This window comes from Pseudomonas sp. B14(2022), assembly GCF_012030485.1.
Classification (GTDB): Bacteria; Pseudomonadota; Gammaproteobacteria; order Pseudomonadales; family Pseudomonadaceae; genus Aquipseudomonas.
Map to the genome: position 1 here is coordinate 1 of NZ_JAAUVM010000037.1, position 22,511 is coordinate 22,511.

The following is a 22,511-nucleotide window of genomic DNA, read 5'->3' on the forward strand; positions in this document are numbered from 1 at the left end:
GGGGACTCTTGGTTCCAGGGCATGATCAGTTACCTCCTGATCATGCGTATTAGCCTGTAAACCATGTCCCCGGTTAGAAATGTAAACGATGTCCCCGGTTTGTACCGGGGCAAGCCCCCTCCCACATTTACACCCCTCGCCCACCCCGCAATATCAGATTCAACTCATCCACCACTTCCGCCCAATCCGCATCGTCCAGAATTTCCTCACGCAAAAACGCTTTCTGGCTCTCCGTCCAGAAAAACGCATCTGCCAATTTCAGATCCGGCTTGAGTGGCGAGTGGGCGGTCACAAACTGATCAATACTGACCGGGTCATCCGGCAGCCCAAGCTGTTTGAACAGTGACGGCAAACTGTGCACGGGCGATTGCATGGCGGGCTCCTAAGAAGATGAATGCCCAGAGTCTAGTTCAGGCGCCAACCAGGCCAACAACCGCTCGACGCCCTGCTGTGCCGACAGCACGCCGGTATCCAGTTCCAGCGACGCGTGGGGCGGTGGCTCGTACGGCGAACCAATGCCGGTAAACCCCGGTAGTTCGCCCCGGCGTGCGCGGGCGTAATGACCTTTGGGGTCGCGACGCTCACAAACCGCCAGCGAAGCATTGCACCACACTTCCCGATAATCGGCGCCCAGGCGCTCGGCGAAGACCTCGCGCAATTGCACCAGGGGCGCAATCAGCGCCAGGATCACGATCTGCCCGTTGTCCACCAGCAACGCCGCGAGTTCGCTGGCGCGGCGGATGTTTTCCAGGCGGTCGCTCTCGGCAAAGCCCAGGTCTTTGTTGAGTCCCACGCGCAAGGCATCGCCGTCGAGCACGATGCTCTGGCGCCCTTGCTCGAAGAACGCGGCCTGCAGGCCCTGGGCCAGGGTCGACTTGCCCGAGGCGGGCAAGCCGGTGAGCAGGATCGCCACTGCGCGATGGCCATTGCGCGCCTCGCGTTGACGGCGCGTGATGCTCGCCGTCGGCGCCACCAGGTTATTGGGCGACGGCACGCGGCACCGGTGCGGTGATGTTGCCGGCGGCCCAGGCCGATTCACGGCTGGCCAGGGCGGTGGCGATGCTTTGCACGCGGTCGGAGTCCAGTTGCTCCGGCAGCGGGTCGAGCCCGGCGCTGGCGAAGATCTGGCCGTAGGCGTTGCGCAGGTCGGCGTAGGCCAGGTCACGGCGCAGGTCGGCTTGCAGGGTGTTGAGCTCGCCCTGGATCAGGTCGAGTTCGCCCAGGCCCGCCGCCTGGTGGCGGTTGCGCAGCTGGGTGAGGATCTGCCCGTCGATATTGGCCAGTTGTTCGTTGGTCTTGAACTGGCGCACGGCATCCTGGAAGTTGGCGTTGGCCACGTAGACCTGGGCCAGTACCGCGATGGACATGGCCTGGCGCCTTGCAGTGGCGACTTCTTCACCGGCCTTGGCGACGTCGATGGCGGCCGGGGCGGAGATCACGTTGAACAGGTTCCAGGTGATCTTGGCGCCGTAGTCGGCCCAGCGGTTGTCCACCAGGAACGAGTTGCTGTCGTAGTGGCCACCGGCGGAAAACTCCAGGCCGGGCAGCAGGCGCAGCATGGCTTTGCGGGTTTCGGCAGCACTGATGCGGGTCTGGTAGTCCTGCTCACGCAATTCCGGGCGATTGGCCAGGGCTTCCTGTTCCAGGCTCGCCAGGTTGACCTTGAGTTGGGGCACCACGTAATCGTCCGGCGTGGCCAGTTTCAGGTCAGTGCCCATGGGCAGGTTGATCAAGGTTGCCAGTTCGGTCTTGGCCAGGGACAAGGCGCGGCGCTGTTCCTGCAACTGGCGTGTGGCCTCGATCAATGAGCGCTGGTAGCCAAGGGCCTGGACCGGGTCGCCGATGCGCTGCTCGCTCATGCTCTGGCTGTCGGTCTGGGCCTGGTCGACCCGCGCCATCAGGCTGTCGATCTGGGTCAGCAGACGCTCGGCCGCCACCGCTCGCCAATAGGCCGAGCGCACGTCCTGGACGATGGTGTTGATGACCTTGCGGCGACGCTCCTGGATGATCAGGCGCTGGTCGCCCTGCTGTTTGGCACTGATGTAGCTGACGCCGAAGTCGAGGACGTTCCACACCATGGTCAAGTCTGCCACACGACGGTCGCGGTCCTGAGAGGTCGAGGGTTCCAGGGACTGGGTACCGGTGAGCACGCTCTGGCTGCTGGAGGCGTTAGTATTGTTGCGCCCGGCGTAGCCGGCGGACAGCGCCATGCGCGGCAGCATGTCAAAGCTGGACAGGTCCGACTGGCGCTTGGCCAAGGCTTCTTCCATCACCTTCAAACGGCCTTCGAGGTTGTATTTCACTGCGCGGGCCATGGCCTGGTGCAAGGTAAGCGGGCCGCTGAGGGGTTCCTGTCCCGTGTACATGCCTTGCAGATCATTGCGGGCGCGTTGCTCGCTGACACTGCGTTCAATCGGCTTACTGGTGACCGCGCAACCGCTGATCGCCAGCACCAGCAAGCTGGCGCCGAACACCTTATGACGTGTATTCATCCTTGTACTGCCCCTGTTCCTGCCTCGAAATTAGTTGTATTCAAGCCTGCATTTCGCTGATGCCGATCTGTTGCAGTGCGTGGGCCAGGTCGATTACCTGGCGATGTTGTTTGTCGTCGAGCTGTTGCAATTGCTGGCCAAGGGTCGGTGCACCAAAGACGCCGCGCAGGCCTTGGGCCGCCTCGCCGCCGCCCTTGATCGACTTGCTGTCGAACGCCTTGAAGCCGCTATCGTTGCCACCGGTGTCGCGGTTGAACAGGCCCGACAACGTGCTTGAGCCAAACACCCCGCCGTCGCCAGCGCCGAAGCCGAGGAAACCACTGCCGCTGCCGTCGCCACTGCCATCGGTACTGAACACCTGGGCGATATAGCTGGGTGACGAGGCGCCGTCGTTGATGAAAATACGGCCGATCGGCGGCAGGCCTGCGCCCATTTCACGTTGTTCAAACAGCGGCGGGAAGCCGATGGGTGAACCCAGGTCGCCACTTGGGCGGCCGAAAATGATGGGCTGCAACGGCGGGTTCGGCGCGTCCTGGGGCGCAACCGGGTCGGTGACGCGAAACAGCGGGTCGCCGGTCAGTGCAAGGGTGTTGACCCCGAAGTTATCGGAGTTGGCAAAACCGCTGCCGGCGTTGCCAGCCAGGTCAGCCACCAGGCTGGTGTCGAGGGTGATGAAATTACTCGGGTCGTTGATATTCGCCGTCGGCGTCAGGGTCGCGGTCCAGGTCTTGCCGCCATCGCTGGTGGCCAGATTGGACAAGGTGCCGTTGGCGACGCTGAGGTCATCCAGGTCGAAACCGGTGACTTTCTCGCTGAAGGTGAAGGTCACGGTGGTGGTCTGGCCAACTGTCAGGCTGGGGTCAGCTAGGCTGATGGTCGCAGTAGGCCGCTCCCCATCAATCGCAAAGTTGTTGGAAATTACGATTCCGCTGCCGACGTTACCCGCTGCATCATTCACCAGACTGGTATCCATTACGATCAGGTTGGTGGCATCGCTGATGGCCGCCGTCGGCGTCAAGGTGGCGGTCCAGGTTTTACCGCCATCGCTGCTGGCCAGGTTGGACAACACAGCATTGGCCACGCTCAGGTCCGACAGATCAAAACCGCTGACCGCTTCACTGAAGCCGATGGTCACCGTGGTGGTCTGCCCGATGCCCAGGTTGTTGTCAGCCACGGAGATCGTCGCGGTTGGGCGCTGGGTGTCTATCGTGAAATTGTTGGAGTCGGTGGTGGCGACACCTGCGTTGCCGGAGACATTGCTCACGCCGGCATTGTCCAACGTGATCACGTTGCTGGCATCGGAAATACTCGCGCTCGGCGTGAACATGGCCGTCCAGGTGATGCCGCCGTCGGAGGACGACACGTTGCTCAGCGTGCCATTGCTGACGGCCAGGTCGCTGTTGTCGAAACCGCTCACCGCTTCGCTGAAGGTGATGGTTACCAGCGAGGCTTCACCGATGTTCAGCGATGTATCGGCGACCACGATGGTTGCCGTCGGCACCTGCGTATCGATGCTGTAGTTGGCGCCATCGGTGGTACCGGTTCCGGTATTGCCCGCCGCGTCACTCACGCCGGTGTTGTCCAGGGTAATCAGGTTGGTGGTGTCCCGCACACCGAGGGTCGGGGTGAAGACTGCGGTCCAGGTCACGCCGCCGTCGCTGCTGCTGACAGTGCTCAGGGTACCGTTGGCAACGCTGAGGTCATCGTTGCTGAAACCGCTCACGGCCTCGCTGAAGGTAATGGTCACCAACGAGGTTTCGCCGACACTCAGGTTGGAATCGGCCAGCACGATCGTTGCGGTTGGGCGCTGGGTATCCAGCGCGTAATTGTTGGAATCGGTGTTGCCAACGTTGGCGTTGCCGGCCAAGTCAACGACGCTTCCACTGTTAAGCGTGATGACGTTGCTGGTGTCGGTGACGCCATTGGTCGGCGTAAAGGCCGCCGTCCAGGTGATGCCGCCGTCACTGCTGCTCAGCCCCGAAACCACACCGTTGGCGACGGTCAGGTCAGCACTGGTGAACGCCGTCACGGCCTCGCTGAAGGTAATGGTCACCAGTGAGGTCTCGCCGACGGCAATGACGGTGTCGGCCACGACGATGGTCGCGGTCGGCCGCACCGTGTCGACGGCGTAGTTGTTCGAATCGGTGGTGCCCACGCCTGCGTTGCCTGCGCCGTTGACCAAGCCGGTATTGTCCAGGGTGATCACGTTGCTGGTGTCGGAAATACTGGAGCTCGGTGTGAACGTGGCGGTCCAGGTGACGCCGCCGTCGGTGCTGCTCATGGTGCCGAGTGTGCCGTTGCTGACGGTCAGGTCCGCATTGTCGAACCCGCTGACCGCCGAGTTGAAGGTCACCGTGACCAACGATGTCTCGCCAATACTCAGCGTGGTATCGGCGATGACGATGGTCGCCGTCGGCACGTTGGTGTCGACCTGGTAGTTATTGGAGCTGGTGGTGCCGGTACCTGTGTTGCCCGCAGCATCATTGATGCCGGTATTGTTCAGGGTAATCACATTGGACGTGTCGCTGACACCGAGGGCCGGTGTGAAGGTGGCAGTCCAGGTGACACCACCATCACTGCTGCTGACCGCGCTCAACGTGCCGTTGGCCACGCTCAGGTCCGAATTGTCGAAACCGTTGACCGCCTCGGAGAACGTAATGGTCACCAGCGAGGTTTCGCCGACGCTCAACGCGTTGTCAGCCACCACGATGGTCGCGGTGGGGCGTTGGGTGTCGACGGCATAATTGTTGGAGTCGGTGGTGCCGCTGCCGACGTTGCCCGCCCCATCCACGACGCCGGTGTTACTGAGGGTGATCAGGTTAGTGGCATCGCTGGTGCCGGCGCTTGGGGTGAAGGTCGCGGTGTAGGTGATGTTGTCGCTGGTGCTCAAGCCGCTGAGGCTGCCGTTGGCGACGGTCAGGTCGGCCAGGGTGAAACCGGTCACCGCCTCGTTGAAGGTGATAGTGACCAAGGACGTTTCGCCGATGCTCAGCGCGTTGTCGGCCACCACAATGGTCGCGGTCGGGCGCAGGGTATCAATGGCGTAGTTGTTGGAGTCGGTGGTGCCGCTGCCAGCGTTGCCCGCCGCGTCACTCACGCCAGTGTTGTCCAGGGTGATGAGGTTGCTGGCATCGCTGGTATTGGCGCTCGGCGTGAGCGTGCCGGTCCAGGTGATACCGCCGTCGCCGCTGCTCAGGCCGGTAAGCGTGCCGTTGGCGACCGTCAGGTCGGCGCTGGTAAAACCTGTCACCGCTTCGCTGAAGGTGATGGTCACCAGCGAGGTTTCGCCGACGCTCAAAGCGTTGTCGGCCACCACAATGGTAGCGCTGGGGCGCTGGGTGTCGACGGCGTAGTTGTTGGAGCTGGTGGTACCACTGCCAGCATTACCGGCCGCGTCCGCCACGCCGGTATTGGCCAGGGTGATCAGGTTGGTGGCATCGCTGGTGCTGGCACTCGGCGTGAGGGTCGCGGTCCAGGTGATCCCACCGTCGCTGCTGCTAAGCCCGCTCAGGGAGCCACTGACAACGGCCAGGTCCGCCAGGGTGAAGCCGGTCACGGCCTCGTTGAAGGTGATAGTGACCAAGGACGTTTCGCCGATCTTCAGCGCGGTGTCGGCCACTACGATGGTCGCGGTCGGGCGCTGGGTATCGATGGCGTAGTTGTTGGAGTCGGTGGTGCCGCTGCCAGCGTTGCCCGCCGCGTCACTCACGCCAGTGTTATCCAGGGTGATCAGGTTGCTGGTGTCGCTGATACTGGCGCTCGGCGTAAGCGTCGCGGTCCAGGTAATGCCGCCATCGCTGCTGCTCAGCCCACTCAACACGCCATTGGCAACGCTCAGGTCGGCGAGGGTGAAACCACTCACGGCCTCGGTGAAGGTGATGGTCACCCCGGAGGTTTCACCGATGCGCAGCGCGGTGTCGCTCACCACGACAGTGGCGGTGGGGCGTTGTGTGTCGATGGCGTAGTTGTTGGAGTTGGTGGTCCCCACGCCAGCGTTGCCATTGAGGTCCGACACACCCGTGTTATTGAGGACAACGAGATTCGTCGCATCGGTGATCACCGCGTCCGGCGTCAGCGTGGCCGTCCAGGTGATACCACCGTCACTGCTGCTCAGGCCCGTGAGAGAGCCATTGGCCACGGTCAGGTCGGCGGTGGTGAAACCGCTCACCGCTTCGCTGAAGGTAATGGTCACCAGGCTGGTTTCACCGATCCTGAGGGCCGTGTCGGCGATCACGATGGATGCGGTCGGCGCCACGGTATCGTTGACCACATAATTGTTCGAGTCGGTGGTGCCCACGCCGGCGTTACCGGCCAGGTCGGCCACGCCAGTGTTGTTCAGCGTGATGATATTGGTGGTGTCGGCGATATTGCTGGCCGCGGTCAACGTTCCCGTCCAAGTAATTCCGCCGTCGCCAGTGGTCAAGGTGCCGACGCTGCCGTTCTGCACCGTCAGGTCTGCCGCAGTGAGGCCGGTCACGGCTTCGGAGAAGGTGATGGTCACCAACGACGTACCGCCGGAGTTCAGGCTGGTATTGGCGACCACGACGGTCGCTGTGGGTGGCGTCTCGTCCGGCGCATAGTTGGTGTCGAGGGTGCCGCCATCACTGTAGATGTTGGCCACCGACGCAGGCGAAACACCCGCAGTGCCCGCACTTGTGCCACCCACGCCACTGCCGCCGACGTTGCTGACGCTGCCGGCCAGGGCAGCGAAGTTGGCTGCGGTCATCAGGATCGAACCTTTGTTCCAGATGGCACCGACACCCACGCCGCCCGCTCCGCCCGCTTGCGAGTAGCCACCACCCGCGCCGCCACCGCCACCGCCGCCGCCCGCGCCGACGTTGTTGGAGATGACCGTGTTGCCGATGATCCGCAGGGTCGCGCCAGTGTCGTTGTAGATCCCCCCCACCGCGCCGCCGCCAGCGCCGCCGATGTCGTTGTACCCGTCACCGCCGCCGCCGCCGCCAATGGACAATCCGCCACTGACCGCGCTACCGCCAGCCGAACCGGTGCTGTAGCCCGGATACGCCGCGCCGCCCGCACCACCGGTGGTGGAACCGCCACGCCCGCCGATGTTGAAGAAGCCACCGCCTGCACCGCCTTGCCCCGCCGAGCCGTTGGAGCCCGTGGAGTTGAGCGTATCGCCCCCCCTGCCACCGGTACCTCCGGTGATCGCGCCACCACCACCACCGCCGCCACCGGCGTACTGCGGCGTTACACCCCCACCGCCGCCACCGCCCGAAGCGGCGTTGGCGGTCACCGTGACGTTTTTCAGGGTCAAGGTGCCGGCGTTGTAAATACCGCCGCCCTGGGACACCAGCGCACCATCACCGCCGTTACCGCCATCGCCCGCCTTCATCCCCCGGGTAATCACCAGGCCATCAAGCGTGGCCGTGGTGCCGGACGTCACGTTCATGATCTGGGTGCGGTACTGGCCGTCGAGGGTCACGTCAGCAACGTTGTCGTTATTGAGGTCACCGTCGATGGTGATGTTTTTATCGACCACCAGCACCGACGTCAGCCCGATGGTCATGCCGGCATTGAAGGTGACGATGTCGCCGTTCTGTGCAGACGCCAAGGCGGCGCGCAGGGAGCCCACGCCGCTATTGAAATTGTTGGTGGCGGTCCAAGTCGCCAGGCCCCATTGATACTCGCTCATGGCGCTGGCCGACAACACGTTGGCACTTTCGATATTGCCTGTGGCGATTTCCAGGTCCCAGTCGCCACCCAGGCCGGTGCGGTCGTTTGACCCCGCCACATCGCGGCCGGTCAACTGCGCTAATGAATCGACCAGGCTCAAGCCACGCTCGCCTTCGGCGGTGTAGCAGCCATAGATCAGGATGTCGCCACCGACGTTCATGTCCTGGCCGATCTGCGCCAGTACCTCGCTGCGGGTCTGGACGTTATCCGCCGACAGGTAACTGTTGCCAAGCCACAAATCGCCGGCGTTACCGTGGGCGATGATCTGCACCGAGCTGACGCCCTGGTGGCTGTCCAGGTAATCGGCGATCTGCTGCAAACCGTCCTTGGTCGCATCCAGTTGTATCACCTGGGTACCGGGCGCCACGCCCTCGAGCAGGCTGGCGGAATCCTTGACTCGGGAGTCGACGAACAGCACGCTTTTGCCCGGCACCGCCGCGTGGGTCGCATCGACCTGGCCCTGGGGCGCGTGAGTGTCCGCCGGCTGATCCGCCGTGGGGGTCTTGACCGCCTCGGCCGTGGGCTGGGCATCCGGCTGCGCGGCATCGGCCACGGTTGCCGCCACCGCACCGTCGAACAGCATTCGCGGCTCCAGGAACATGATCATTGGCGATGCCAGGGCGTGTGCACCCTCGGTTACCCGCGATTTGCCTTTGCTCCACCACATGACGATCACCTGAACTCGAACGCTTTGAACACGCAAAAAAAGAAAAGCCGCAATCAGTTGATCGCGGCGTCGGTTTTCATACGAATGACATTGGCCGCACTGGCAGACCCATCGCGCCAGAACGACAATGCGGCATACTTTTCAAACAGGTCCGGCGGTAACAGGGTTCGCCGGGCTTGTGGGGCGACCTTGGGCTTGACCTTGTGCAGGCCGGTAAGCCCCAGCGCCTGGTCAAAGGCCGGCGCGTCGTAGGTCAGGTGGTTGAAATCATGTTCGAACCACGCTTCACCGATGAACTCATACACCAGCCGCATCACGCGCTCCGGGGCCTGGCTCAACAAGTCGTAATCGACGATCAGCAACGACTCGGCGTTCTCGCCGTAATACGCCTCTTTGAGCGCCGTCCAGGCAAAGCCCACCAAGCGATTGCGCTGGGCCAGGGTTTCGCAACGGCTGTAGACGGTGTTGCGCTCGTCATCGTCGTTGAACAGTTTGGTGTTCTCGAACGGATTGGCGCGGAACAGGCGTTCAAGGCTGTCCAAGACCCACGCCACGTTGCGCACACAGGCGATTACCTTGGCCTGGGGGAATAGGTCATGCAGTGCGGGCATCCGCGCACACCACTGGCGGTTGGTGTCGAACACCACCGGGGTGGAGGTTTTATCCGCGTAATAAGCGTCGAACAAACCGCGCAACAAACGGCGGCGAGTGATGGCATCGATCACCGAGCCGAACTCGCTGCCAGCGCTGCATTGCGCCAGAACCCCGTTGAACAAAGGGCTCACCGGGCTGCTCATGCCGGCGTGGAAACGCGGGTTCTGCAGCAGGATCGCAGAAAGCAGGGTCGAGCCGGAACGCGGCAAACCCGAGATAAAGTGATACTGCATCCGTTCACCACTTTGTAGGACAACATCCATTTGTCGTCGAAGAGTAGCTGAGGATTGCACGCACCACTAGGACGCAGTTGCCACTATTTTGACATTCCTTTCATAACGAATAGGTATTAGCGGCAACCTTCCGGGCGCAAGGGCGCTGGCCCTCGGCATAGCACGTAGAGACGCGCCCTCGCCCCGCCGCCGTCTTGTTGGCTGATCGGTCGCCAATCCGCCGGCAGCGGCGCAAATTCGTCCGGTTGTTCGTTGCTGCTGATCAGCCAGACACGCCGGGTATCGGCCGGCAAATCCGACAAGCGGTCGAGGTAGATGCGCCCACCGTCCTGGTCCACCAGGGTGCCAAAGCCGTAGGCATTCGGCCGGGTTGGCGTGCCATCGGCCTTGGGCGGGGTGTAGAGCTGCAACTGGGCGTCGGTCTGGTCGTAATACACGTAGCTGAGGTACCACAGCATGTCGCTGAGGACGATGCGGTCGTCTTCCTGGTAGTTGCGATTGACGAACTCCACTGGCCCGTTGAACTGGTCATGTTCATCCACCGTAAAGTTATTCTTCAACCCCAGCAGTTCCACACCGACCAACAGCACGAACAACGCCGCACCCGGCAAAGACAGGCGCGAGGGCAAGCGGTCGATGGCTATCGCCACCAGAATCGGCAACCCCAGGGCGTATACGGTGAGGTAACGCTCGATAAACACCGGGGAGATAAACGACACGCCGTAGACCAGTAACAGCGGCAACAGGAAGAACAGCGCCAACAGGCTGGCCGGACGATAACGCTCGCGATCACGCCAGGCCGTAACACCGACCACGCCCAGCAGCAGCAACGGGAACAGCCAGAACAGCGGCGCCCAAATGCCCAGGCCCTCATCCTGGAGCAGGAACTGCCAGATCATCGACGGCACGGAGAGCAGGCTGACCGGTTCTTCCCAGCCTACATCGCCGCCCACCTTGAGTTCATCGACATGCTGCACCAGGCCCAGCAGGTTCGGCAGCCAAGGCAGGTACAACAGCACGATGGTCACGTTGGCCAGCCACCACTGCCGACGCAGAATCAAGCGCTCGCCAGGCCGCTGGGACGTGCACAGCACGCCCAGCCACGCCCAATGCACCAGCACGCACAACGCGGTGAAGTAGTGGGTGTAGAAACCGGCGGCCATCAGCAACACATAGGCCACCAGGCAGCGACTGCGTTCGGGCTGACGCACCCAATACACCAGCGCCAGCGTGGCGGCCAGCAGCCACACGCCAAGCAGCGAATACATCCGCACTTCCTGGCTGTAGCGCACCGCCGTGGGCATCAGCGCCAGCAGTACGCCGGCCAATACGGCGGCACGCTGGGTCGACAGCTGGCGTGTCAGCCAGACGCCAAGCCCCACAACCACCACGCCGGGCAGCGCACTCATGCTGCGTATGGACCAGATCCCGTCGCCAAACAGTTCGATCCAGCCACGCAGCATGAAAAAATACAGGGGTGGATGCACATCGTGCGCGGCGTGAAACCACAGGTCGCCCACGGCGTATTCGCTCAGCAGCAGGCTGGAGCCTTCGTCGCCCCAGATCGCCGCTGCCGTCAGGCCATAAAAACGCAGGGCCATGGCCAGCGCCAGAATCGGAAACCACCATAGCCGGCTCAGCCATCCGGCACCTGCCCAAGCGCCGTTGTAAGCGGCAACGGCCGCAACCTTTTCGTCTTGCTCTACCACAGACCGTCGCACCTCAATTCCCTTGCCATTGCTTGTTTCCAAGGCAAAACCCGTGCATGCACAAACAGTCGCCACTCTAGGTCAAAAGCCTCCGATTCGCTCGCTGTTTCGAAAGCAGCAGGCAGCGAACAAAAGCGGCGTCTACGCTCTGCGGTGACGCCCGGTCGATTGGCGTCACACCCCCGTAAAGCCCACACAAGGATGAACGATTCATGGAAGTATTCATCGGCACCATCCAACCCTTCGCGTTTAATTTCGCCCCACGAGACTGGGCCTTGTGCGCCGGTCAGACCCTTTCACTCAGCCAGTTCCAAACGCTGTTCGCCCTGATAGGCGTCACCTACGGCGGCGATGGCGTGCAAACGTTCAAGCTGCCTGACCTGCAAGGTCGGCTACCTATCGGCCAAGGCAACGGTACAGCGCTGTCGCCGCGGGTCATGGGCGAATTCGCCGGCACCGAAAGCATCACGGCCACCCTGGCCAACCTGCCCGCCCACACCCACGATGCAACGACCCTCGCCATCAGCACCTCGGTGCAACTGACCAGCGTCACCAGCAACCCAGTGAACGTGCCCACCGCCACCAACGCGTTTATCGGTGCTTCCGGCACAGGACCGGGCAGTGCCTCGATCTACTCCGACCAACAGGGTGTCAACCCGTTACCGCTCAAGGGCGTCGCCTCCACGGTGACGGGAACCATCGCGCCCACGGGCCAAGGCCTGCCCATGGGGTCGATGAATCCGTTCCTGGCGATCAACTTCAGCATTGCCCTGAACGGGATCTTTCCATCACGCAGCTGACACCTGTACGTGGCCGAGGCTTGCAGGCCTCGGCCCTTCTGACGCGGAGCTCCCTATGTTGAACCTGGTCACCCCTGAGCATTTTCGGCCTTTGCTGAATCGTACGAGCGTGCTGTACCTGCCCGATGGTTCGGCGCTGCCGATCCAGATCCAGCGCTTGGACGATGCGCCGCAAGCGAGCATGCCGGGCAGCCCTCGCGGGGCGTTCAGTGTGTTGCTCAACAGCCTGGAACCTACCGACTTCGTCGATGGCCTGTGCCGTTTGCCACTGACGGACACCTGCCTGGAACACGTGTTTGTGTCCCGCGAGCCCGCCATGGGCCGTGACGCGCAGCGCGGTTATTTCTGCATCGTGTTCAACTGAGACGGGTACCACACCAAGCGCTGAGCGGCAGGCGTCTCTTCCTCCACCCGGAACCCCAGCGCCAGGTAATGCTGGCGCGCGTGGGGGTTACTCGCCCAGACCACCGTAGCCACCGGGCAACACACCTGTTGTGCGGCTTGCTGCACGCCCTGCAGCACTGCCCGGCCAAAGCCCCGGCCTCGGGCGGCGGGGATAAACGCCAGGTACAACACGCGGATCTCATTGGGCCCGAAGTCGGCACTCAAGGCGCCGATGGGGGTATCGAGTTTCTCGATCACGTAATGCAGCGCACCCGGAAAGTGCTCGCCCATACCGCGCTCCTGAACCTGAAACTGCTGGGCGATCACCTCTTCCACCAAGGCCTGCTCACCATCGATCCACTGCAAGTCCACGCGTGCCGAGCGGTAAAGCCTGTGCAAAAACGGCTCGTCGGTACTGCGTGACGGGCGCACCGAGAGGCCCTGCGCCAAAGCGCCTTCCTTGTTTAACATCGCGTTCAACTCCTGTCAGAACCCGCTTTCCCTAACGCCCAGTGCTGCGGCCCGTCGCCAGGCCACACCCAGCACCGACTCGCTGCGCCCTTGCAACACCACCACACCGCGCAGCGGCTGATGGGGTGTCGGGATCGGTTGCACACTCTTCAAGCGAGCGCCGTATTGGGCCTGTACCGGCTCCGGGCGTTGGTTTTCGTCACGGCGCACGGCGATCGGCCCATGGTGGTCGGAGGTCAGCGCCTCTTGATCCAGGTAGGCCACGCCATTGGCGTCGATGTCGGTCAATTCCACAGTGATGGCGGCGTGCATCGGATCATCGGCGATAAAACGCCCGGTCGCCCCCGGCGCCACGCGCCACAACTCGGCTTCGGCCACATAGCCGCGCAGGCGTGCGCCATCTTCCACCACCCGCGCCAGTGCATCCTTGGGGGACAGCCAGCGGCCCACGCTCAACTGCGGCAGCACATCGCGCACGATGCCCGCATGGGGCGCCCGCAACAGCAGGCGCTCACGCTGGGCGGCCAGGCCACGGTACTCGGCCAGCGCCTGGGACAGTCGCTGGTCGTTGATGCCTGCGTCCGCCGCCGTTTCGATGCGCCCTGCCTGGCGGCGCATCTGCAACTGCAGGATCTCCACTTCGCGGCGCACGATACTTTGCCGCGCATCGAGGTCGGGGGATTCCAGCTCAATCAGCACCTGGCCCTGGGTCACCGCTCGCCCATCGACGACCTTCAGCCCCTTGACCCGCGCCGCCACCGGCGCATGCAGCGCACTGGCGCGTCCCGCCTCGAGCATCGTCGGCAGTTCCACGGCGCTGCGCCATGGCACCACCAGCGCCAGCAGGATCAACAGTAACCCCAGGCCGGTCAGCAGCACCCGCGGTGCATAGGCCTGGCTGCGCCGGCTCCACCATTCGCGCCATTCCTTGAAGATCGGCAGGAAGATGAACCACACCAACTCCACCAGCATCAGGAAGATCCCGAGTAATTTGAAAAACAGGTGGTACACCGCCAAGGCGATCCCCAGGAACAACGCCGCTCGCCACAACCACGCCAGGTAGCCCCACCACAGCAGGCGTCGCTGCATCGTCGGCGACCAGGGCTCCGGCGCCGGCTCGCTGTAGCCGAACAGCCACTCACGTAGGCGCCAGCGGCACAGGGCGAAGGCGCGGCCTTGCAGGTTATCGACACCCCATAAGTCGCTGATCAAAAAGTAACCATCAAAGCGCATGAACGGGTTGAGGTTGATCGCCAAGGTGGTCAGCCATGTGGCACTGGCCAACATGAACGCCGCCGTACGGGCGGGACCGTCCGGCAACAGCGACCAGGCCAGCAGGGCAACACAGGCCAGCAACAACTCGGCCATCACCCCGCCCGCGCCGATCATCAGGCGAGAGCGGCGATCATTGACGCGCCAGGCGTCGCTCACATCGGTGTAGAACATCGGCAGCATCACCATGAACGCCACGCCCATGCTCTGTACCCGGCAGCCGGCGCGCTTGGCCATGAACGCATGGCCGAACTCATGGCACAGCTTGGCGAAAAACAACGCGGTGCCAAAGGCCAGGGCGCCCCCCAGGCTGAACAGGTGCGGGAAGGTCGCCAGGAACCGCTGCCAATCCCGCGCGACCAGAAACACGCCGAGCCCCAGGATGATCGGCAAACCATAGCGCAACAGACCCGGCCCGAAGCGCGCCAACCACGGCCATGCCCGGTTGAGAAAAGCGTCCGGACGCCACAGCGGGATGCGGAAAAACAGGTATTGGTGCAGCAGGACTTTCCCCAGGCTTTTTTTCTGCGCGGCGGCTTTAGACAGGTAGCTGGCCCGTTGTTCGGGGTCGAGGGCGGCGATCAGGTCGTGGGCGCGCAGAAAACTCAGCAACTCATCCACCTCGCTGCCACCCAAGGGCAGGCCCGGCTCACAGTTGGCGGCTTGCAGGACTTTTTCCGGGTCGCCCAATGCCCAGTGGCGCAACAGGCGGATGGCGGTCGCGCCGAGCTTGAAATAGCGCCCGCGTACCGGGTCGGCCAGGGTCCAGCGCGGCGAACCATCCAGGGCGGCGCCGGCGCTGGACAGTTGCAGGTCCTCGCGCAGCTTGGGCAGGCTCGTCACAGGCCCACACTCTGGCGCAGGCCCGCCAGCGGTCGGCGCAACAGGTACAGGGCCAGCGGCGCACGTTCGCCAAAGATCTTCGCGGTACCGCGCAGGCCAATACGCGGCGGCGCTTCATCGAACTGCGCGTCCAGACGATAGGCCAGTTGCCCGCCCGGAGTGGGCTGGGCCTCGTAGGCGGCGCGTTGCAGGGTGGCGAGATGGCGCTGCAACGGGTCGCTGTCGAGGAACAGCGCGACCTCGGCGTTCGGCTCCAGCGCAATCGCATCGCCCACCGCCAGCTCAATGCGCAACTCAGCCTGGGCGGGGTCGGCGATCTGCAACAGGCGCTCGCCGGTCTGCACCGGTTTGCCGGTCCAGCGTTCGGCGTCGGCGAATACCGCGATACCGTCGCGTTCGGCGCGCACTTCGCTGCGCTTGAGCAACTCGCGGGCATAGTCACGTTCGGCACGTTTTTGCTCGACCCGCGCGGCCAGCAGGTCGATGCGCGAACTGGATTCGGGATCGGCAAAGGCACGTTGGGCATTGGCTTTGAGTTCCGCTTCGGCCACGCCCAGGGCGCGCGCCGCCACATCGGCCTGAGCCGTGAGGGTGGTGCTTTCAAAGCGCAGCAGTAGGTCGCCGGTCTTGACGACCTGGTTGGGTTTGACCAGGAATTCGGCAATCACCCCGTCCAATGGCGCTGCCACCACCTGCCCGGCCAGCGGCACCACTTCGGCCGGCGCCAATACCGATTGGCGCACCGGGATCAGCAGCGCGAGCAACAGCGCAACCCCGACCAGCACCTGGCGCTTGCGGATCAGGCGCAGCCGCCACGGCTGGCGCGGTTGCAGGGCGAGCCAGGCATGGCTGCAGGTATCGCCCCACTGCGCCAGCAACACCTGCTCGGCAGGGTTCCACGGGGTGTCCCGCGCCAGCCACAAACCACCGAACACACGGCCTTGCGGGTCAATCAAGGGCAGCCAGAACACATGGCCGGCGGACAGGCTTTGCCAGTCGGCCTGCACCTGGGCGCTCAATTGCTCGGCCGGTACCACCCGTGCGGCCTGGCTCAGCGCCTGCTTGTGTAATTGCGCCACAGCCTGCTCGACAAAAGCCACAAACGGCGCGTTCGGGTCGACACTGCTCACCGCCGTCACCGCCCGCACTTTGCCGGCGATCAGCAGCGCCGCATGGCGATAGCCGAACAACGGCTGGCCGTCGTTGACCAGGCTGTAGGCCAACTGCTCGGTGGTTCGGGCGGCACGAGTCTGGTGCTCAAGCGCCAAAAACTGGGCGAATACCCGCTCGGTATTGCCCGGCATCGGGGCGTTCATTGCAGTTGCGCGAAGTGGGCAGTACCGCTCATGCCCGCCATCAATCCGGTGGCATTGGTCACACTGGCAACCAGCAAGAGCGTCTGGCTACCTTCATCGATGCGTGCGCCGAGACGTTTGACGGTGGCGTTGAATGCCTGGCCGGTTTCATCCGGGGTAAAGCTGAAGGTCTGGCCGGGCTTGAGCTTACCCATCCAGCGAGACGGCACCAGCAGGTGGATTTCCAGGCTGCGGTTATCGACGATTTCCAGCAGCGGCGCGCCGGCCGAAACGCTTTCATAACGCTGGACTTTGCGCTGCACCACTTGGCCGTCATACGGTGCCAATACGCTGCAGCGCTTGACCTGCACCTGGTAGACCTGAGACTGGGCCTGGGTTTCGGTGAGCTTGGCTTCGGCGCGGGCCACCTCGAAACGCCCGACGGAATTCAGTGCAGCCAATTGCTTGTTATGGGCCAGCTCTTCACCGGCACCGCGGCTGGCCGCCGATGCGGCGTTGAGCTGGGCCTGGTAGGCCGAACAATCGAAGCGCGCCAGGGTGTCACCCTTCTTGAATGACTCGCCTTCGCTGAACGGTAAGTCGACGATGCGTCCGGACAATTCGCTGGCCAGCATCGCCTGGTCGCGGGCGCGCAATACGCCACGGGCCTCGCCAGCGGTCCCAGCATCGACTGACGGCGGGGAATGGTCCAGCAACGGCTCCTCTGCCATAGCCATCTGCGCCACACCCAACAGACAGGAAAAACCCAACGCCCAGCTACGCAACTGCTCCATACATCACTACTCCCTGTGGTAGCCGGCAGTCTAGGTCAGTGCAGTTAAATTGCCACTCACCATAATCGGAGAATTCCGTTTTTTGTGTAGGCCTTCACCCCAGATCTTTTATCGTTCGAGCTATGATTGCCGCCCTCCAAGGCCCCAGGATCAAGGACACGTCATGCGCATCGGTTTTCTCTCTCCCGTGGCACTGGCCCTGCTGGCCGGTATTTCCCAGCAGGCCCAGGCCAGCTCCGACGATTCGTGCTACCCCGACTGGCGTGTCTCGCGTGACAGCTTGGACCCTTGCAACAACGTGCCGTTCCTGAGCCCAGGCAATGACAGCCGGGTCAACCTGCGCCTGTTGCTGGCCGACAAAAAGGCCGCGCCGTTGGCGCCCAAGGCGTTGAACGAAGATGACCTGGCCCAGGGGTTCGGCCCGGTGCCGTTCCCGGTGTATCGCCTGGCCGCTGCCTCCAGCGCCCAGACTGAGCCCGACTCGGACGATTCGCCTACCGCCGAACTCGACACCCTGCTGACGCCCCTGGGCATCAAGCGCGAGGCGTACAAAACCGCCGGCGAAGCGTTCCTCAATGGCGAAGGCAGCCGCTGCCGCAGCAACGACGATGACAGCGCCACGGCGTTTATCCGCCAAGTGGTCAAGGCCGATATGCCGGCGGCCGAGCGCACGCTGCTGGCGAAGGCGCGGCTGCAACTGCTCACCACCTGCACCTGGGATGGCCCGGTGATCGCCGAGGCGCAGCAGATCCAGTCAGCTGACGGCCAACTGTTTCGCACCTACCTGCAAGCCGCCGCCGATTTCTACAGCGGCCGCTTCGCCGAGGCCGCGCAAGGCTTTGCTGGCGTCGGCAGTGCCCAGTCGTCGTGGCTGAAGGAAACCGCGCTGTACATGACCGCCCGCACAGCGCTCAACCAGGCCCAGGCCGACACCTATGACGAAGACGGCATGCCGCACCTGGACCGTGTGGATAAGCCCGCACTGGCCACGGCCGAGCAGGGCTTCAACGCCTACCTGAAGACTTACCCACAGGGCGAGTACGCGGCCTCGGCCCACGGTCTGCTGCGCCGGGTGTACTGGCTGGCCGACGACAACACCCAGCTCGCCGACGCGTTCGCCTGGGCACTGACGGCCACCGACGAGCAGCGCAATGTGTCTGAGGATCAGCTGGTAGAAGAAGCTGACCTCAAGCTGTTGATGGTCAACAGCGATGCCGTCAAGACCCCGATGATCCAGCTCGTCAGCGACCTGATGGTGATGCGCGGCGGCAACCAGCCGGCCATCAGCCGCGCAGACCTTGAGAAGCAAAAGGCCGTGTTCGCCAGCGAGCCAGAGCTCTATGAGTACTTGCTGGCCGTGTGCGCGCTGTACATCGAGCATCAACCGGACGCCGCCTTGAAGCAGTTGCCGCAGAGCGTGCCGTCGAACCTGAACTATTTTGCCTTCAGCCAACAGACCCTGCGCGCCCTGGCACTGGAAGCCAAGCAGGACTGGAAAGGCGCCGAGGCCCTGTGGCTGCAGCTGTTGCCACTGGCAAAACTGCCGCTGCAACGCGACCAGTTGGAGTTGGCCCTGGCCATGAACTACGAGCGCAGCGGCCAGTTGGCCAAGGTGTTCGCCAGCGATTCGCCGATCAGCGCCAAACAAGTGCGCTACATCCTGCTGCGCAACGTCGCCGGGCCTGAACTGCTGCGCCAGCAGATCGCCCAGGCCAGCGATCCGTTGGAGCGCCAGACGGCGCAATTCGTGCTGCTCTACAAAGACCTGCTGCACGGCCAGTTCGCCACGTTCGCCGAGGACCTCAAGCAACTGCCGGCCCAGGCCCCCGAGGACAAGCTGGGCACCAGCCTGGGTTATGTCTACAGCGCCAGCCAGACGCTTAAGCTGTTCCAGTGGAACGGCGACAAGGCCGAATCCGGCTACGCCTGCCCGAGCATCGCGCAAACCGCCGCGACCTTGCAGACCGACGCGAAGAACCCCCAGGCCCTGAACTGCTTCGGCGAATTCATCCTGCGCAACGGCCTGGACGGCATGCCCCTGGAACAAGCCCGTGCCGCCGGCAGCCTGGGCAGCAGCGCATCGGACTTCAAGGGTGAAACCTTCTCGCGGCTCGACGGTTACAAGCAGGTCATCGCCAACACCAAGGCGCCAAAAAACGACAAGGCCTACGCCTTGTTCCGCGCCATCAACTGCTACGCGCCGGCCGGCTACAACAGCTGCGGCGGCCAGGACGTCGAGCCCGCCGTGCGCAAAGCCTGGTTCCGCCAACTGAAAAGTGGTTTCGCCGACACCCAGTGGGGCAAATCGCTGCAGTACTACTGGTGAAACACCTGTGGCTGGGCGTGCTGTTGCTGGCAAGCCCGGCATTCGGTGCCGTCGATGCCCGCGACTATGACGCCTTCTGGCTGTGGAGCGGCGTCACTCCGCAGCCGGTACTCAAGCAGGCCAAGACCCTGTACATCCTCCAGGGCCAGATCAACGCCACCCGCCGCGCGCCCCAGCGCGGTGTGCAACTGATCGCCCAAGGCATCAGCGTGCCGCGCCTCACCCGAGGCGAGGTCTGGGTGGTCTACCGCGCCCACACCCTGCACTGGCCCGAACAGGTCTACACCCAACTGCTCGGCCAGGTACAACGCTGGCGCGACGCAGGCAACCCGGTGGTCGGCATCCAGATCGACTTCGACGCCCGCACCCAATACCTGCACGAGTACGCCGACTTCCTGCGCGACCTGCGCCAGCGCCTGCCGGCCGATCTGAAACTGAGCATCACCGGCCTGATGGACTGGAGCAGCAACGCCGATCCCACCGCCATCGCCCAGCTCAAGGGCGTGGTGGATGAAGTGGTGGTACAGACGTATCAGGGCCGCCAGAGCATTCCGGATTACGCGGCGTATCTGCCACGGATGAACCGGATGGGGCTGCCGTTCAAAATCGGTTTGATTCAGGGCGGGGAGTGGGAGGAGCCGGGGTATTTGCAGGAGAGTGAGTGGTTTCGGGGGTATGTGGTGTTTTTGCAAAACCGTTGACATGAGTGTCAACCCTGTGCAAGAAAGTGTCCTCTGTCCGCGGACAGAGGACACTCGCTTTTGGAGCCCCATGAAAAGTCAAGACATCGTCATCCTGTTCAAACTGATCAGTCTGGAACTACAGGCCAAAGGGGAGCGCGTAAAAAAACGAGTGTTCTCTGTGGAAAAAGAGAGCGCGAGCCTCGGGTTTCAAAATCTTCCGGATTACATTCAAAACTTCGAAACTGTTCAACTTTCGTCAATTGATGACTGGCGGGGCTGGGATGGAGTAGACGAAGACTTTGAAGGACACAGCTCACAAACCTATTCTGTGAGAGCGCTGTCCTCAGCGTTGGGCCTAAGCAAAACAGAGGTTTCCTCATCCCTGAATCGTTGCAGGGAAATTGGCTTGATCTATACGAGCCACACCGACGGAATTCCTTTGGTAAGAAGCAAGGCACTGCTTGATTTGGTCACGTACGGCATCCGCTATATTTTCCCGGTTAAACCAGGCCCTATCGTTCGCGGTATTCCGACAGCCTTCGCCGCACCAGTCTTGGCGGGAAAAGTGATGAGCGGCGGCGACCTCATTCCCGTCTGGCCGGACGCATACGGAAAAAGCAAAGGTCAGGAAATCACACCGTTGTATAAAACGGTTCCTGGCGCGGTGAAGAAAGATGAGCTTCTTTATCATTTCCTGGCCCTCGTTGACGCCATCCGCATCGGGGGCCCTCGCGAAGCCAAAGTGGCCGATGCCATGCTGCGGGAGTGGATCCTGTGACGTCCAACAGAACAATGATGCTGCAAATGCTTGAGGAGGTTGCTGAGGCGTTGGGCGAAGAGTTGCGCACGCAAGTCGCCTTCGTCGGCGGTTGCACCACCGTTTTGCTTATCACCGATGAATACACCCTGGAATCGATTCGCGGCACGGATGATGTTGATTTGGTCATTCACCTGGCCGGCACCACTGACTGGTATCGCCTGGAAGAAACGCTGAAACACCGAGGCTTCAAAAATACCGGCCAAGACTCGGTAACCTGTCGTTTACGACTGGGCAATCTGAAAGTCGATTTTATGCCCACCGAGCAGAAGGTATTGGGCTTTGCCAATACTTGGTTCATCGGCGGATTGGAAAATGCCGTCGACTACACACTACCCAACGGAACGCTCATCAAGGTATTTGCCGCACCGTGGTTTCTCGCCGCAAAACTGCAGGCTTATCAGGGTCGCGGTCGTGGCGATGTGCTGATGTCCAACGACATAGAAGACATCATCGCGCTATTGGACGGCAGGGAAGAACTCATTGAAGAGGTGAAGTGTGCACCCATCGACCTGCGGCAGTTCGTGAGCGAACAATTCACCGCATTACTGTCGCTATCCGCATTTCACGACGTAATCCAAAGCACCGCTCAAGATCACGATCGTGAGGCGTTGATTTACGGACGCCTGAAGGCATTGATTAAGCTGGGAGTGGCCGCTTGATCCTGCACGCGAGCCTCAGTCGCAAAGGAACTCATAGAACAGAAAATCGCGATGCAAGCGGTTCCACACAGAACTCAGGTGCGTACCTCTACGTGATTGCCGACGGCACCTCAAAACCAGGCAGCGGGCAATTAGCGAGAGCCTTGAGCCACCATCTGCTTGAGTGCTTTTCCGGCGCGCAACCTTCTGTCGTGTCTTGTCCCGATCACGCCCTGAAACGGGTACTTACTTCACTGGACGAAGTGCACTCGAATATATGCCCAGACTTTCCATTTGCCTCCACCAGCTATCTCGTAATGCTGGTGGTTGGCCAAACGGCCATCTCCATTCACGCCGGTGACTGCTGTCTGGGTTACCTGGAGACAGATCAAAGCATGAACTGGCTGAGCCCACCTCATTGCGGCCCCAACTGGAAAGGTGATCTGAGCCATTCATTCATCGCCAGCAGCCCCGCGCGCAAAACGCTGCTCAACTGCATGAGCCACCGACGGGCCCATGAGCCTCATATTCAATCCATGCAGATCACCCAAGGTACAACATGGATCTTGGCTACCGATGGGTTCTGGGCCGAGCTTTCAGCCGCAGACCAGTTCAAGGCTATCGCAGGGCAAACCCTCGAAAATTGCTCAACGGAAGATGATGTTACCTTCATGCTATTGCAGTCTTAGAAGTAGCACTGGGTTTCTCTCGCTGCTTCACAGCGACTTCTGCT

At 62.5% G+C, this 22,511-nt stretch carries 17 protein-coding genes; 7 read left to right on the top strand and 10 right to left on the bottom strand.

Annotated features, from left to right (window positions below; translation table 11 throughout):
• Window positions 1-127: 127 nt before the first annotated feature.
• From HCF10_RS30035 to HCF10_RS30060, 6 genes are all read right to left on the bottom strand, one after another.
• Window positions 128-373, bottom strand: a complete 246-nt coding sequence (locus HCF10_RS30035) for a DUF2789 domain-containing protein (RefSeq protein ID WP_167657004.1) — start codon at window positions 371-373, stop codon at window positions 128-130.
• 9 nt (window positions 374-382) lie between these two features.
• Window positions 383-994: an adenylyl-sulfate kinase gene (cysC, locus tag HCF10_RS30040; RefSeq protein WP_131700494.1), complete on the bottom strand. Its 612-nt coding sequence runs from the start codon at window positions 992-994 to the stop codon at window positions 383-385.
• Window positions 978-2,492 carry a TolC family protein gene (locus HCF10_RS30045; RefSeq protein ID WP_167657005.1) on the bottom strand — a complete coding sequence of 505 codons (1,515 nt, stop codon included), beginning with the start codon at window positions 2,490-2,492 and terminating at the stop codon, window positions 978-980. The genes cysC and HCF10_RS30045 overlap by 17 nt, the downstream gene beginning before the upstream one ends.
• A gap of 40 nt (window positions 2,493-2,532) precedes the next feature.
• Window positions 2,533-8,856 carry an Ig-like domain-containing protein gene (locus HCF10_RS30050; protein WP_167657006.1) on the bottom strand — a complete coding sequence of 2,108 codons (6,324 nt, stop codon included), beginning with the start codon at window positions 8,854-8,856 and terminating at the stop codon, window positions 2,533-2,535.
• Between the two features lie 53 nt (window positions 8,857-8,909).
• The gene (locus HCF10_RS30055; protein ID WP_131700491.1) at window positions 8,910-9,743 is read right to left on the bottom strand and encodes a sulfotransferase family protein; all 834 of its coding nucleotides are present in this window, start codon (window positions 9,741-9,743) and stop codon (window positions 8,910-8,912) included.
• Window positions 9,744-9,859: 116 nt separating this feature from the next.
• Window positions 9,860-11,464, bottom strand: a complete 1,605-nt coding sequence (locus HCF10_RS30060) for a glycosyltransferase family 39 protein (RefSeq protein WP_167657007.1) — start codon at window positions 11,462-11,464, stop codon at window positions 9,860-9,862.
• Between the two features lie 200 nt (window positions 11,465-11,664).
• On the opposite strand from HCF10_RS30060, the gene HCF10_RS30065 reads away from it, so the two are divergent.
• Complete coding sequence (locus tag HCF10_RS30065) at window positions 11,665-12,252, top strand: phage tail protein (protein WP_167657008.1); 588 nt, start codon at window positions 11,665-11,667, stop codon at window positions 12,250-12,252.
• A 55-nt stretch (window positions 12,253-12,307) separates the two neighbouring features.
• Window positions 12,308-12,616: a hypothetical protein gene (locus HCF10_RS30070; RefSeq protein ID WP_131700488.1), complete on the top strand. Its 309-nt coding sequence runs from the start codon at window positions 12,308-12,310 to the stop codon at window positions 12,614-12,616.
• Here the strand turns inward: HCF10_RS30070 and HCF10_RS30075 are convergent.
• From HCF10_RS30075 to HCF10_RS30090, 4 genes are read right to left on the bottom strand one after another with little or no spacing between them, the layout of a single operon-like run.
• On the bottom strand, window positions 12,592-13,107 hold the full coding sequence (locus HCF10_RS30075; protein WP_131700487.1) for a GNAT family N-acetyltransferase: 516 nt from the start codon (window positions 13,105-13,107) through the stop codon (window positions 12,592-12,594). The two genes, HCF10_RS30070 and HCF10_RS30075, sit on opposite strands and share 25 nt — an antisense overlap.
• Before the next feature lie 15 nt (window positions 13,108-13,122).
• The gene (locus HCF10_RS30080; protein WP_167657009.1) at window positions 13,123-15,222 is read right to left on the bottom strand and encodes an HlyD family efflux transporter periplasmic adaptor subunit; all 2,100 of its coding nucleotides are present in this window, start codon (window positions 15,220-15,222) and stop codon (window positions 13,123-13,125) included.
• Window positions 15,219-16,538 (bottom strand): efflux RND transporter periplasmic adaptor subunit, encoded by a 1,320-nt coding sequence (locus HCF10_RS30085; protein ID WP_145335689.1) that lies wholly within the window; start codon window positions 16,536-16,538, stop codon window positions 15,219-15,221. Before HCF10_RS30085 ends, HCF10_RS30080 begins: the two co-directional genes overlap by 4 nt.
• Window positions 16,535-17,254: an efflux RND transporter periplasmic adaptor subunit gene (locus HCF10_RS30090; RefSeq protein ID WP_371920971.1), complete on the bottom strand. Its 720-nt coding sequence runs from the start codon at window positions 17,252-17,254 to the stop codon at window positions 16,535-16,537. Before HCF10_RS30090 ends, HCF10_RS30085 begins: the two co-directional genes overlap by 4 nt.
• 220 nt (window positions 17,255-17,474) lie before the next feature.
• Here HCF10_RS30090 and HCF10_RS30095 point away from each other — a divergent pair, with 220 nt between their 5' ends.
• From HCF10_RS30095 to HCF10_RS30115, 5 genes are all read left to right on the top strand, one after another.
• Window positions 17,475-19,637 (top strand): outer membrane assembly lipoprotein YfiO, encoded by a 2,163-nt coding sequence (locus HCF10_RS30095; RefSeq protein WP_167657010.1) that lies wholly within the window; start codon window positions 17,475-17,477, stop codon window positions 19,635-19,637.
• Window positions 19,634-20,338: a DUF3142 domain-containing protein gene (locus HCF10_RS30100; RefSeq protein ID WP_131700482.1), complete on the top strand. Its 705-nt coding sequence runs from the start codon at window positions 19,634-19,636 to the stop codon at window positions 20,336-20,338. The genes HCF10_RS30095 and HCF10_RS30100 overlap by 4 nt, the downstream gene beginning before the upstream one ends.
• Window positions 20,339-20,408: 70 nt before the next feature.
• A complete protein-coding gene (locus HCF10_RS30105) occupies window positions 20,409-21,098 on the top strand; it encodes a hypothetical protein (protein WP_131700481.1) in 690 nt (229 codons plus the stop codon).
• Between the two features lie 14 nt (window positions 21,099-21,112).
• Window positions 21,113-21,799 carry a hypothetical protein gene (locus HCF10_RS30110; protein ID WP_131700508.1) on the top strand — a complete coding sequence of 229 codons (687 nt, stop codon included), beginning with the start codon at window positions 21,113-21,115 and terminating at the stop codon, window positions 21,797-21,799.
• The gene (locus tag HCF10_RS30115; RefSeq protein ID WP_131700480.1) at window positions 21,796-22,467 is read left to right on the top strand and encodes a protein phosphatase 2C domain-containing protein; all 672 of its coding nucleotides are present in this window, start codon (window positions 21,796-21,798) and stop codon (window positions 22,465-22,467) included. Before HCF10_RS30110 ends, HCF10_RS30115 begins: the two co-directional genes overlap by 4 nt.
• Window positions 22,468-22,511: the final 44 nt, after the last annotated feature.

Excerpts from the sequence above, each read along its gene's own strand:
- HCF10_RS30075 (WP_131700487.1), bottom strand. The coding sequence starts at position 13,107 with ATGTTAAACAAGGAAGGCGCTTTGGCGCAGGGCCTCTCGGTGCGCCCG.
- HCF10_RS30085 (WP_145335689.1), bottom strand. The coding sequence starts at position 16,538 with ATGAACGCCCCGATGCCGGGCAATACCGAGCGGGTATTCGCCCAGTTT.
- HCF10_RS30045 (WP_167657005.1), bottom strand. The coding sequence starts at position 2,492 with ATGAATACACGTCATAAGGTGTTCGGCGCCAGCTTGCTGGTGCTGGCG.
- HCF10_RS30065 (WP_167657008.1), top strand. The coding sequence starts at position 11,665 with ATGGAAGTATTCATCGGCACCATCCAACCCTTCGCGTTTAATTTCGCC.
- HCF10_RS30055 (WP_131700491.1), bottom strand. The coding sequence starts at position 9,743 with ATGCAGTATCACTTTATCTCGGGTTTGCCGCGTTCCGGCTCGACCCTG.
- HCF10_RS30095 (WP_167657010.1), top strand. The coding sequence starts at position 17,475 with ATGCGCATCGGTTTTCTCTCTCCCGTGGCACTGGCCCTGCTGGCCGGT.
- HCF10_RS30090 (WP_371920971.1), bottom strand. The coding sequence starts at position 17,254 with ATGGCTATGGCAGAGGAGCCGTTGCTGGACCATTCCCCGCCGTCAGTC.
- HCF10_RS30105 (WP_131700481.1), top strand. The coding sequence starts at position 20,409 with ATGAAAAGTCAAGACATCGTCATCCTGTTCAAACTGATCAGTCTGGAA.
- HCF10_RS30110 (WP_131700508.1), top strand. The coding sequence starts at position 21,113 with ATGATGCTGCAAATGCTTGAGGAGGTTGCTGAGGCGTTGGGCGAAGAG.
- HCF10_RS30050 (WP_167657006.1), bottom strand. The coding sequence starts at position 8,856 with ATGTGGTGGAGCAAAGGCAAATCGCGGGTAACCGAGGGTGCACACGCC.
- HCF10_RS30035 (WP_167657004.1), bottom strand. The coding sequence starts at position 373 with ATGCAATCGCCCGTGCACAGTTTGCCGTCACTGTTCAAACAGCTTGGG.
- HCF10_RS30070 (WP_131700488.1), top strand. The coding sequence starts at position 12,308 with ATGTTGAACCTGGTCACCCCTGAGCATTTTCGGCCTTTGCTGAATCGT.